Annotated in this window: 7 protein-coding genes; 2 read left to right on the top strand and 5 right to left on the bottom strand. The window is 73.6% G+C overall.

The window, feature by feature from the left end; all coding sequences use genetic code 11:
- Window positions 1–213: 213 nt before the first annotated feature.
- Both ACQEVZ_RS31790 and ACQEVZ_RS31785 read right to left on the bottom strand, forming a co-directional pair.
- Entirely contained in the window at window positions 214–762 is a 549-nt protein-coding gene (locus ACQEVZ_RS31790) for an RNA polymerase sigma factor (protein WP_344501664.1), read from the bottom strand.
- A gap of 51 nt (window positions 763–813) precedes the next feature.
- On the bottom strand, window positions 814–2196 hold the full coding sequence (locus ACQEVZ_RS31785; RefSeq protein WP_433373284.1) for a glycoside hydrolase family 76 protein: 1383 nt from the start codon (window positions 2194–2196) through the stop codon (window positions 814–816).
- 191 nt (window positions 2197–2387) lie between these two features.
- Here ACQEVZ_RS31785 and ACQEVZ_RS31780 point away from each other — a divergent pair, with 191 nt between their 5' ends.
- Window positions 2388–4052: a GDSL-type esterase/lipase family protein gene (locus tag ACQEVZ_RS31780; protein ID WP_433373281.1), complete on the top strand. Its 1665-nt coding sequence runs from the start codon at window positions 2388–2390 to the stop codon at window positions 4050–4052.
- A 7-nt stretch (window positions 4053–4059) separates the two neighbouring features.
- On the opposite strand, the gene ACQEVZ_RS31775 is transcribed toward ACQEVZ_RS31780, so the two are convergent.
- The 3 genes from ACQEVZ_RS31775 to ACQEVZ_RS31765 form a co-directional block, all read right to left on the bottom strand.
- A complete protein-coding gene (locus tag ACQEVZ_RS31775) occupies window positions 4060–4443 on the bottom strand; it encodes a hypothetical protein (RefSeq protein WP_433373278.1) in 384 nt (127 codons plus the stop codon).
- A gap of 27 nt (window positions 4444–4470) precedes the next feature.
- On the bottom strand, window positions 4471–9735 hold the full coding sequence (locus ACQEVZ_RS31770) for an SCO7613 C-terminal domain-containing membrane protein (protein ID WP_433373275.1): 5265 nt from the start codon (window positions 9733–9735) through the stop codon (window positions 4471–4473).
- Window positions 9736–9870: 135 nt separating this feature from the next.
- Window positions 9871–11292, bottom strand: coding sequence for a UDP-glucose dehydrogenase family protein (locus tag ACQEVZ_RS31765; protein ID WP_344501669.1), 1422 nt, complete (start codon window positions 11290–11292; stop codon window positions 9871–9873).
- Between the two features lie 200 nt (window positions 11293–11492).
- On the opposite strand from ACQEVZ_RS31765, the gene ACQEVZ_RS31760 reads away from it, so the two are divergent.
- The gene (locus ACQEVZ_RS31760) at window positions 11493–12653 is read left to right on the top strand and encodes an acyl-CoA dehydrogenase family protein (RefSeq protein ID WP_360573046.1); all 1161 of its coding nucleotides are present in this window, start codon (window positions 11493–11495) and stop codon (window positions 12651–12653) included.
- The last annotated feature ends 130 nt before the right edge of the window (window positions 12654–12783 follow it).

The following is a 12783-nucleotide window of genomic DNA, read 5'->3' as shown; positions in this document are numbered from 1 at the left end:
CTGCCATCCCGATGAACGGGCCGAGCCGCTCCGCTGCCCGCTCACGCCGCCACCTCCGCCGCGCTCCGGCGCCAGCCTGAGCCAACCTGCCATCCCGATGAGCGGGCCGAGCCGCTCCGCTGCCCGCTCATGCCGTCACCCCCGCTGCGCTCCGGCGCCAGCCTGAGCCAACCTGCCATCCCGATGAACGGGCCGAGCCGCTCCGCTGCCCGCTCATGCCAGCTCCTGCCGTAGTTGCCGGCGGGCCCGCATCGCCCGCGTCTTGACCGTGCCGGGCGGGATGCCGAGCAGCACGGCGGCCTCGGCGGTGGTGAGCCCGTCCAGGACCGTGGCCTGGACGACGGCGCGCAGCTCCGGGGAGAGCCGCGAAAGGGCGCCGGCGAGGTCACCGTGCTCGACGCCTCGCAGCACCTGCTCCTCGGCCGAAGGCTCCGCGGGCTCCTCACCGCCGCGGAACCTGGCGAGGAGCCGGCCGAGCCGATGCCGGGCACTGGTGCGGCGCAGCGCGTCGACCAGGCGCCGCGAGCCGATCCGCCACAGCCAGCCGGCGACGTCGCCCTGCTCGCGGTAGCGGGCGGCGCCGCCGTGCCACAGCTCGAGGAACGTCTCCTGGACGACGTCGTCGATCAAAGTCTCGTCGGCACACCGGTACCGCAGCCGCAACGTCAACCAGACGGCGTGCCGCCGATAGAACTCCTCGAACGCCGCCCTGTCCCCGGCGGCGGCCAAGGCGAGCAGATCGGCGTCAGACTGAACCCTCACACCTCATCATCGGATCGACCCCGCCGACCGGTTCACGACCACGAGAGAAAACTACGGAGCGGCGTTGAGCAGATCCACCGCGCTGTGCTGGCAGCTGTGGTTGGAAGCGGTCCGCGGCCCGGCCCAGTGACTGCCGTAAGCGTCCAACGTGTCCCGATCGTTCGCATAGGCGCTGTCCGCGTTGCGCTGCAGATAGGCGTTGTAGGCCCCGCCGGCGGCCGCGTTCAACACGCCCAGGCCGCGCACGGCGGCGCCCTTGAACGAGACCCCGTCCCCGGCGCAGGTGCTGCTCTCGTTCGGCTCACGCAGGATGCCGCCCGGCGACAGATACGTGCTCGCGACCAGCGCGTCCCCGATCCGCCGCGCCGTGGCCAGGGCGGCGGCGTCGCCCGTGAGGCGGTTGAGCTGCACCAGCGCGTTCATCAGCACGCCCTGGTTGTAGGTCCACGTGACGGACCCGTTATTGCGGCAGGTGCTGAGGCTGATCCCGTCGTTGACGAGGTTCGACCCGTTGACCATCCCGGTGCTCTGGAACCACGTCCAGCCCGCCTGCGCCCGCCCGCGGTAGACCGTGTCGCCCGGGATGCGCAGCGACAGCGCCGCGTTGAGCTGGATGTAGAGGCTGTTCTCGATGGCATTCTTGACCAGCCGGTCCGTCTTCCACCAGACCCCGCCGCCGCAGCGGGTGTCCCAGTAGGCGTACATGTGGTCGGCGCCGGCCCGGGCGGTGTTCAGGTAGCGGCTGTCGCCGGTCGCGTCGTAGGCGGCCACCCACGCCAGGGCCCACCAGCCCGTGTCGTCGAGGTACTCGTTGCGGAACTGGCCGAGCTTGGCGTTGACCTGCTTGTCGTAGGTGTTGGCGATGGCGTACCGGTAGCTGCCCATCCCCGACCGGCGGCTGTTGTCGATGACGGCCGTGAGCGCGTTCGCCGAGGTCCACCAGTCGTTGTTGCCGAACAACCCCGTCGGGAGGTTGTACTGCATCATGAGGGCGGTGGCGGCCGCGGTACGCCGGTCCCACGCGTTCCAGGTGCTGCGGGTCCACGCCGTGCAGGTCAGTTCGGGGCGGTCACCGGCCTTGCCGCAGGCGCGCAGCGCGCCGACCCCGTTCGCCGCCCAGTTGTCGACGTTGAACTGCGCGGTCCGCCGCGCGGTGGCGCCGGCGGGCACGGTGGCGTAGCCGATGCGGCTGTCGACCCAGGTGCGGCCGCCGTCGAAGGACCGGTCCATCCAGACCTCGTCGCCGGCCTTGCCGTTGTCGAGGCTCGCCCAGGCCATCGCGTCGGTGTCGTTGAGATGCATGGTGAAGCGCCGCCCGTACAGGGTGCTGCCCACCGTCTGCCGGTCCGAAGGGGCGAGCGCGGCGTCGCGCCCGTCGCAGTAACGGTTGCAGACGACGGTCGCGGCCTCGGCGGTCGAGGGAACGGCCACCACGGCGGCAAAGACCAACGCAACAGCAACAAGCACACGCACGGCGGCCTCCGAACCTGGCAAAGGGCCCGGACCGCCATCCGGTTTTCATCGACGATCCTCCACGCATGCAGTTCTGTCAACTCTTGACACAACCGGATCACGCGGAGAGACTCGCCACAGCCGTCAATGCCCGAACCCCCGGGAGCCCCCGCATGCGCCGGATCCTCGTGCTCGCCGCCGTCCTGGTGAGCTGCATCGCCGCGATCGCCGCACCTGTACAGGCCGCGGTGACCACCCGGCCGGTCAAGGTCATGCCGCTCGGCGACTCGATCACCTGGGGCGAGGGCAGCCCGACCACGTCCAGCTACCGGGCACCGCTGTACAACCGCCTCGTCGCCAACGCGGGCTACAACATCGACTTCGTCGGCTCGCAGCGGTCCGGCTCCCTGCCGGACACCGACAACGAGGGGCACTCGGGCTGGCGCATCGACCAGATCGCCGCGAGCGCCAACGGCTGGCTCGCCACCTACCAGCCCGACGTGGTCCTGCTGCACATCGGCACCAACGACATGAACCAGAACTACCAGGTGGCCACGGCGCCGCAGCGGCTCGGCTCGCTCATCGACCAGATCCTCGCCGCGCGCCCCACCGCCACCGTGCTGGTCGCGAAGATCGTGCCCGCGCTCGACGCCACCATCCAGGCCCGGATCAACACGTTCAACGCCGCCGTCCCCGGTGTCGTGAGCGCCCGCGGCGCGAGGGCCAGGCTGGTCGACCTGTCGACGCTCGCGGCGTCCGACCTCAACGACACGCTGCACCCCAACGACTCCGGCTACGCCAAGATGGCCACGCGCTGGTACACGGCCCTGGAGCCGGTGCTCGGCGACGGCCGCGACTGGCCGCTGCTGCGGGCCCCGTTCGAGCCGAGCGACCCCGCGCCGACCTGGCTGGACAGCGCCGGCGCGGCCATCGGCGTCGGCGGCTACTGCTGCGCCCTGACCGCGATGGAGTCCTCCCCGCGCGCCGAGCTGGCCCGCAGCGGCAGCGCCGCGCTGATGTACTCCGGCGCCGACAACTCCGCCACCCAGTCCTACTCCTACCAGCGGATCTTCGCCACGGACCTGCCGGTCGGCGCGACCACGACGCTGTCCTACTGGATCTACCCGCAGCAGGCCACCGGCACGTTCGTCGCGGTCGACCTGCAGTTCAGCGACGGCTCCGCGTTGCGTGACTCCGGCGCCGTCGACCAGTACGGCGTCCGCGCCCACCCGCAGTTCCAGGGCGAGGGCGGCCACCTCGTGGTCAACCAGTGGAACCTGGTGCGGGTCAGCCTCGGCGGGCTCGCCGGCCGCACGATCACCCGCGTCGACGTCGGCTTCGACCGCCCGACCGGCACCGGACCGTTCCGCGGCTACGTCGACGACATCGCGATCACCGACGAGGGCGGCGCCGACCCGGGCGTGAACCTGGCCCGCGGCGCCACTGTCACCGGCAGCGCCGCCTGCGTCGCGGCGGAGGCCCCGGCGAAGGCCGCCGACGGCGTGATCACCGGCAACAGCAAGTGGTGCAGCGGCGCCGCCGGCGCCACCCTGCAGGCCGACCTCGGCGCCGCCAGGACCGTGCGCCGGTTCGTGGTCCGGCACGCCTCCTCCGGCGGCGAGCCGCAGGCGCTGAACACCCGCGCGTTCACCATCCAGGTGAGCACCGACGGCGCGACGTGGACGACCGCGGTGACCGTCACCGCCAACACCGACGGCGTCACCAGCCACCGGGTCGGCCCGCTGACCGCCCGCTACGTGCGCCTGGTCGTCACCACCCCGACCCAGACCACCGACCCGGCGACCCGCATCTACGAGTTCGAGGTCGAAGGCGCCTGACCGGCGGTCAGGCGCCGCCGTAGCCGGAGGCGGTGTCCTCCTCGTCGTCGATGACGAACGAAGGGCCGAGCCGGTCGGCGAGCACCCGCGGGTCGAGCAGCGCCCAGCGGGTGCCGCCGACCGAGCGCAGGTAGGCGAAGTCCGCGCCCCACCAGCCCGGCTCGTACGCCACGACATCCACCCGCTCGCCGACGAAGCGCAGCCGGACCTGGTCCGCGACAACCCCCGACTCGTCCGCCAGATTGGAGCCGCGGACGGTCAGCACGGCCAGCAGGCCGCCGTCGTCCTCGCGCCAGGCTCTCAGCCGGCCGGCGCGACGCATCTCGCCGCAGCCTGCCACGTGCACCGTGTAGGCGAAGTCATGCTGGTCACACACCAACATCACACTCACAAACATCGATGCTACACGCCGCGGCGCCTAGCGCATGCCGCGATAGACGCCACGGAGCCGGTCGAGGCGCTGGCGCTGCTCGTAGGTCGCGCCGAGGGTGATGAGCAGCAGGCCGGTGCCGCCGAAGAGCAGCAGCAGCATCCAGACGGGCAGCCCGATGCGCAGCAGCTCGTTGACGGTGGCGATGATCGTCACCGCTGACCCGACCGCGACCGGCGCCTTCTGCTGCCGGACCGCGCCGATCGCGACGGTGATGACGCCGGCGAGGATCAGAAGGACGCGGCGCAGCTCCGGGGAGTTCTCGTTGGCGATCGCGAGCGCGAGGCTCGGCGCGAAGCCCGCGACGAGGGCCGGCCCGTAGGCGAGCCAGCTGCCCAGCTCCGGGCGGCGGCGGATCTCCAGGAGCCCGGTGATGAGCGCGAGCACCGCGAAGGGCAGCGTGTACGCCTCGATCAGGGCCACCTTGACCGTGATGAGCAGCAGCCAGATCGCGATCAGCTCGGCGACGGACGCGGCGATGATGAGGATGACCCGCTGCTGGCCGCTGCGCCCCTTGCGGGCCGCTGACAGGCCGAGGACCGCGCCGAGGGCGGTGAGGGCGGCCGCGGTGTGCGCGGCCGAGCCGAGGGTGAGCAGGACCGCGACGACCGCGCCGGCGTAGCCGGCCGCCTCGATCGTCATCGCCTCCCGGTTGATGCTGTTGCCCGGCCGCAGCCGCGGCAGCGCGGCACCCAGCACGAGCAGCATCGTCGCGACGATCAGCAGCGGAAACGCGCACTGCCGCAGCGGCAGGCCGGCGGCGAGCCCGGCCGCGAGGGCGAAGCCCTGCGCGGTCGACGCCGCGACGTGCCAGCCGAGCATCCGGCCGTTGGGCGTGCGCCCCCAGATGCCGGCGACCGAGCCGACGACGATCGAGCCGGCCAGCCACGTCAGCGTCTGCTGCTTGGTGGCGAGGCTGCCCGCGCCGCCCGCCCCGGCGGCGAGCACGGCGATGACGAAGACGAGCCGGCGGGCGATGATGAGCATCCGGCCGTCGGAGCTGTCGGCCTCCGGCGGGATCGTCAGGGCCAGGCCGAGCCCGGCGATCGTGGCGACCAGCAGCGCCGCCGTCGGCTGCCACGGCCACGGCGCGTGCAGCGCCGCCGGCGCGATCAGCATGGTCAGCGCGGCGCTGGGCACGACGATCGCGACGGCGCGACCGGCGACGGCCTGCCCCGAGCCGCCGAGACCGACCGCCATGAGCGCGCCGGCGATGGTGAGCAGCGCCGCGGCGAGCACGTGGGTGCCGTTGCCCGCGAAGCGGCCGAGCTCGCCGAGGTCGGACGCGGTCTGCGCGGTGCCCGTCCAGGGGCGCTGGATCCACTTGTACGGTCCGGCCAGCGCCGCGTACACCGCCGGCGCCACGAACACGACGACGATGAGCGCGGGCAGGCCGGCCGCCGCGGCGACGCCGACGGTGTACCCGCGGGGTGCCCGGACCTGCCGCCACCGGCCGGGCGTGCCGGCGTTGTCCGGGCGGAAGCCGGACATCGGCACCCACGCGACGCCCGGCTGCCAGGTGACCCGCAGCAGCTCGGCGAGGACCCCGAGCAGCGCCGCGGCGGCCGCGTAGACGACGGCGCCGTCGCGCTCGACGATCAGCGCCGCCACGGCCGTGGTGGTCGCGCCGCCCGCGACGCCGACGGTCACGTACGGCAGGTACCCCGGTGCCTGCTGGGCCCCGGTCGCGGCGGCGGCGAGACCGACGGCGGAGGTCGCGAGCGCGGCGATGAGCACGGTGCTGGCCTGGCCCGGGTGCAGCCCGCCCGCGGCCGCGGCGGCGGCACCCGCGAAGGCGAAGAGGGCCGCGGCGACACCGCACCCGCCGACGAACGTGAGCGGGCCGTCGGACGGGTCGCCCCGGCGGATCGCGGTGGCCCGGGCGAACCAGGCGATGGCCACGCCGCTGACCGCGAGCGCGACGAGCGTGCCCGCGGTCGCGCCGGGCCGCACGAGGCTCGCGCCGGCGGCGAACATGCCGGCCACCAGCGCGGCGCCGAGCCGCGTGTAGGCGCCGCGCCAGCCCTTCGCGGTGGCGGCCCAGGCCGCGATCCCGGTCGCGGCGATCCAGCCGATGACCATCGGGGACTGCCAGCCGAGGCCGAGCCCGACGGGGGCACCGATGGCCGCGAGGGCGGCAGCCGAGGCGGCCGTGTCGTCGCCGTACGGCTGCGGCAGTGCGATCGCGGCCGCGCCGGCGAGCAGCAGCAGCGCGATGGGGACCTGCCACCCGTACGTCGCGAGCTGCTGGGCGTTGGCCAGCCATCGGTCGTCGAGGACGGCGCGCCACGGCGGGTCCGCGGCCCGGATCACCCCGACCGCCCCGATGACGGCCAGGCTGCCGGCGAACAGGCCCGTGCAGACGCCGACGGTGGTGGCGCCGGCGACCGGGCCGCGGCGCCACTCGTCGGGCAGGGTCCGGGCGGCGACCGCGACCGCGAACACGAGCAGCGCGAGGGTCACGACCTCGATGCCGTCGGACGCGAGCGACACGGCCCTGGCCACGGCGCCGATCCCGGCGATCGTCACGGCGGCCGCCGCAGCGTCGGCGCCGGTGAATTCGGCGCCGAACGTCTGCCGGTCGTCCATCCGGGGCGCCATCCACAGCATCGCCACGGCGATCACCATGAGCAGGCCGATGACCAGGTCGATCGTGGTGGCGCCGTCCGCGCGCAGGACCGCGATCGCGACCGCGACGGTGCCGGCGGTCGCGCCGATCAGCAGCGGCGGGCTCTGCGCGCCGCGGGCGACCTGCGTGATCGCGGCGTACCCGAGCGTCACCGCGAGCGCGAGGAAGCTCATCACCAGCACGACGGTCGCGCCGCCGGGCAGGTCGCCGAAGGCGATCGCGGCACCGGCCGCGGCGGCGCCCGGCAGCGCGAAGAGGGCACCGCCGGCGCCCGCGTCGGCCACCCTGCGGGTGACGTACTCCCCCTCGGCGTCGGTGCGGTGCGGCCGGGGCAGCAGCGCGATGCCCGCGCCGGCGACGGAGATGGCGAGCAGGATCAGGGCGGTCGACGCCGGCCGGGCCAGGCCGGCCGCAGCCGCGTACAGGCCGAGGACCAGCGCGGCGCCGAGGCAGACCCACGCGGTGTGCGCCTCCCGGACCCGCATGGCGAGCGCCCCGGCGACGATCGCGCCGGCGACGGTGAGGGCGGGGATCGCCAGCCAGCTCAGGCCGAACGCGGCGGGCGCGATGAGCAGGATCAGGGCGGCGCCGACGACGGCGACGTCGGGGCGGAAGCGCTCCGGCGGGGGGACGGTGACGAAGGCGACGTCCCTGGCCCTGGTCGCCGGTGCCGCGCCGGCCCGGGGAGCGGCCGGCGACCCGGGCCGCGGGTCGTCCCAGACGCCGGTGCGCGGGCCGCTCTCCGCCCCGCCCAGCGGCCCCGGCCACAGCCCCGGCGGCGGGGCCGGCTGGGGGCGGACCTCGACCCGGCGGTGGAACATCGAGCCGATCCGTCCGGCGGGTCCGGCGGCCGAGCCGAGCGGCACGTCGACCGGCTCGGTGCGGCCGCTGAGCATGAGCACGCCCGCGGCGGTCAGCAGCAGCACCGCGAGGACGTACTGCCAGCCGTCGGCGCCGACGGCCATGTCGACCTCCGCGCGGTACGCCGTGAGGTCCGCGTCCCACACCGGCCACGCCGCCCGCAGCGGCGCGGCGAGCGCCGGCAGCACGGTGACGACGAGCAGCGCGGTGGTGGCGGCGGCCGCGACGGAGACCGCGTAGCGGGGCCCCCGGCGGGCGTCGCCAGGCAGGAACGGCACGCCGGCCGCGGCGAGCGCCACCGCGAGCGCGAGGAACAGCTGCGTGGAGCCGGGGAACGCGACGGCGCCGACCCGCGCGAACGCGGCGATGACCGCGACGGTGGCGATGCCGGCCGCGATGTCGGGCAGGACGCCGCGCCGCCAGGACAGGGAGCCGGCGACGCCGATCGCGGCGGCGACGAGGGTGACGGCGGCGGCGCGGACGGTCTCGCCGAGGGCCTCGGTGGTGGCGAGGGCGGCGGCGGCGCACAGCAGGGCCGCGCCGAACGTGACCGCGAACAGCACCCAGGCCGCGTCGCGCATCAGCGCGTCGGCGAACCGGTCGGTCTGCACGGTGTGCGGCTCGTGCTGCTCGGCGTCCTCGGCCGGGGCGGTCCCGGTGCCGTCGTCGCCGCTGCGCTCGGCCTCGATCTGCCGGATGCGGCGCTGGACCGACCGGCCGAGGGCGACGCCGAACGCCAGGTCGATGAGCGCCACGCCGGACAGGGCGAGGGACCAGCCGGCGGGGCCACGGATGGAGTCGTAGGCGAGCAGCGGCAGCACCGGCTGGAGCGCGATGAGGGTGGCGTACCGCGAGGCGATGAGGTGGCTCTGCATGCTGTACGCGGCGGCGATGCCGGCGGTGGCGGCGCAGACCAGGCCGGTGTATAGGCTGCCCTCGACCTTGTCCGCGCCCAGCAGCCCCTCGGAGCGCAGGACGTAGCCGTCGAGCAGGACGAGCAGCAGCGCGACCGACGCGACCGTCTCGGCGGTGGCGGTGAGGCCGCGCCGGACCAGCATCAGCGGCAGGGCGAGGGCGCCGGCGGTGATCAGGGCGAGCAGCAGCACCCGGCCGGCGGTGCCGATGGTGCCGAACGCGTCGGTGGTGAGGACGATCGCGGCGCCGGCGAGGAGCAGGCCGCCGAGCGCGAGGACCGACGCCTGCATGCTGGAGGTGGTCGCCTCGGGCTCGTCGGCCGGGCCGTGCGGGCCGTCGCCGCCGGGTGGGCGGCGCATCTGCGGCAGCGCCGCGAGCCGGGTCCGGGGCGGTGCCGTCCGCGTCGCGCCGACCGGTCTGCGCTCCTCGGTCTCGCTCCGGGTCTCGCCCGGGGCCAGCGGGGCCCGCGGCGAGTACACCTCCTGCCCCGGCGGCACCGTCGGGCCCTGGACCTGCCGCGCGACCGGCGGCGTGCTCTCGATCTTCGCGCCGCCGGCCCTCGCGCTGCGCCCCAGCCGGGGGCGGCGGCCGCGGCCGGTCTGCTCCTGGTCGATGGACTGCCGGACCTTGCGGCGCAGGGAGTCGCGCTGCGCGGAGGCGTGCGCGAGCTGGCGACGCAGCTTCTGGGTGTCGTCGGTCAGGTCGCGCTTCTTCTGCTCCAGCGACGCCACGGTGCGCTGGAACAGGGCGAGCGCGGCGGCGTCGGGGTCGTGCGGGCGGCCGCAATCGCGGCAACCGGCGCCCTCACTGGCCGGGCCACCGCACGCCGGGCACGGATACGTCTCCACGCGACTCCTCCCCCCGGGCCGCAGCCGGGGGCGGCCGCGCGTGCGGCCACCCCCGGCTGTTCACGCCCTACTGGGAAGAATGCCTTGTTTCGACGTGTCGCGAAAGCGATGCGCCCGTTCGGGAGATTCCGGCGCTTAAGCGACTGCCGGCTTACCCATGCCGCGGTACTCCCAGCCGGCCGCGACCCAGACGGACTGGTCGAGACAGTTCCGGCCGTCGATCACCCGGCGGGCCGCGACGAGCTCGTTGAGCGAGTTGGGGTCCGCGTTGCGGAACTCCTCCCACTCCGTCAGCACGCAGATCAGGTCGGCACCGGTGACGGCGTCGGTGAGGGTCTTGGAGTACGTCACGTCGGCGACGTCGTTGCGGGCGTTGTCCATGCCCTCCGGGTCGTACACGGTGACCTCGGCGCCGGAGCGGGCCAGCTTGCGGACCACCGACAGGGCCGGCGAGTCGCGCACGTCGTCGGAGTTGGGCTTGAAGGTGGCGCCGAGCACGGTGATCCGGGTGCCGGCCAGGTCCGGGCCGGCCGGGCCGTAGCCGCGGCCGAGCAGCTCCGCGGACAGCTGGACGATCTTCTGCCGGCGGCGCTGGTTGATCAGGTCGACCTCGTGCAGGAAGCGCAGCGCCTCGCCGACGCCGAGCTCCTGGGCGCGGGCCTGGAACGCGCGGATGTCCTTGGGCAGACAGCCGCCGCCGAAGCCGACGCCGGCCCGGAGGAACTTGTTGCCGATGCGGGCGTCGTACCCGATCGAACGGGCGAGCTGCGTCACATCGGCGCCGGCGGCCTCGCAGACCTCGGCCATCGCGTTGATGAACGAGATCTTGGTGGCGAGGAACGCGTTGGCGGCGACCTTGACCAGCTCGGCGGTCGCGAAGTCGGTGACCACGACGGGGACCTCGCGGTCCTCGGTGAGCGCCAGGTCGAACACGCCCTTGTGGGCGGCGTAGAGCATGCCGGTCGCCCAGTCGCTCTTCACGCCGAAGATGATCCGGTTGGGGCGCAGCACGTCCTCGACGGCGACGCCCTCCTGCAGGAACTCGGGGCTCCAGGCGACCTCGACGCCGAGCTCGGCCGGGGTGTGGCGGCGCACGAGCTGCTCGATCCACTCGGCGGTGCCGACCGGGACGGTCGACTTGCCGGCGATCAGCGCCTTGCGCTTGAGCAGCGGCGCGAGGTTGGTGACGGCGCTCTCGACGTGGGACAGGTCGGCGGCCATGCCGTCGGGGCGCTGGGGCGTGCCGACGCAGATGAAGTGGACGTCACCGAACTCGGCGACCTCCTCCCACGACGTCGTGAACCGCAGCCGGCCGGCGGAGAGGTTCTTGCGGAGCAGCTCGTCCAGGCCGGGCTCGTGGATCGGCACGTCGCCGCCGGACAGCTTTGAGATCTTCGCCTCGTCGACGTCGAAGCCGAGCACCTCATAGCCCAGTTCGGCGAAGCAGATGGCATAGGTCGCGCCAAGGTAGCCGGTGCCGAGGAAGGTCAGCCGCGGGCGTGGTGCGCCGGAAGGCGCGGCTACTACGGGTGGGGTGCTCGGGTACGCGATGGTCACGCCTATGTCTCCACTCTTTCCCGTTCCGCAAATACCCGCATTGCGGACATCTGTGGCGTATAGGGCTTGGTACTGCCGACGTTGCTCCGGCGAGAGTAGTCCCTCACCGGCGACCGCGCCTCCGGCTCCTTGGTTACTCATCGGTATGCTCACACTCGGATGAGCCTGAACGGTGGTTCAGGACAAGGATTTTCGGGTCTTTGGGGGATGCCGTGTTCGAGGTGTACCAGTTGCCGGAGGAGCACGCCGCGGTCCGTGAAGCGGTGCGTGCGGTGTGTGACGGCAAGGTGGCGCCCAACGCCGCCGCCGCCGACGAGACCGGCGAGTTCCCCCAGGCGTCCTACGACGCGCTGCGTGCCGCCGACTTCCACGCCCCGCACATCCCCGAGGAGTACGGCGGCGCCGGCGCCGACGCCCTCGCGACCGCCATCGTCATCGAGGAGGTCGCCCGCGCCTGTGCGTCCTCGTCGCTGATCCCCGCCGTCAACAAGCTCGGCACCATGCCCCTGCTGCTGTCCGCGTCGCCGGAGCTGAAGCAGCGCTACCTGCCCTCGGTCGCCGCCGGCGACGCCATGTTCTCCTACTGCCTCTCCGAGCCCGACGCGGGCAGCGACGCCGCCGGCATGAAGACCCGCGCCGTCCTCGACGGCGACACCTGGGTCCTCAACGGCGTCAAGCGCTGGATCACCAACGCCGGCGTCAGCGAGTACTACACGGTCTTCGCCGTCACCGACCCCGCCGCCCGCTCCCGCGGCATCTCCGCCTTCGTCGTGGAGAAGTCCGACGAGGGGGTCAGCTTCGGCGCGCCGGAGCGGAAGCTCGGCATCAAGGGCTCCCCCACCCGCGAGGTGTACCTCGACAACGTCCGCATCCCCGCGGACCGCATCATCGGCGCGCCGGGCACCGGCTTCGCCACCGCCATGCAGACCCTCGACCACACCCGGGTCACCATCGCCGCCCAGGCCCTCGGCATCGCCCAGGGCGCCCTGGACTTCGCCCTCGGCTACGTCCAGGAGCGCAAGCAGTTCGGCAAGCCCATCGCCGACTTCCAGGGCATCCAGTTCATGCTCGCCGACATGGGCATGAAGCTGGAGGCCGCCCGCCAGCTCACCTACGCCGCCGCCGCGAAGTCCGAACGCGGCGACAAGGACCTCACGTACTTCGGCGCCGCCGCGAAGTGCTTCGCCTCCGACGCCGCCATGCAGATCACCACCGACGCCGTCCAACTCCTCGGCGGCTACGGCTACACCAAGGACTTCCCCCTCGAGCGCATGATGCGCGACGCCAAGATCACCCAGATCTACGAGGGCACGAACCAGGTCCAGCGCATCGTCATGGCCCGCCAGCTGCTCAACGGCTAGGTGTACACGTTTCCGTAGGTCGACGGGGTGTCACCGTCGCCACCCAAGGCCCGGACCCGGCCGTTGATGGTGTTGTCGTGCCGTTTGTCCGACAGTTCGGTTCGGGACGCGCATTCGGCGTGATGGATTC

Origin of the sequence: Dactylosporangium sp. CA-152071 (assembly GCF_050936335.1) — a bacterium.
GTDB lineage: Bacteria > Actinomycetota > Actinomycetes > Mycobacteriales > Micromonosporaceae > Dactylosporangium > Dactylosporangium maewongense.
This window is presented reverse-complemented; position numbering and strand designations above follow the sequence as displayed.

Coding starts and splice junctions, on each gene's coding strand:
- ACQEVZ_RS31780 (WP_433373281.1), top strand. CDS start 2,388: ATGCGCCGGATCCTCGTGCTCGCCGCCGTCCTGGTGAGCTGCATCGCC.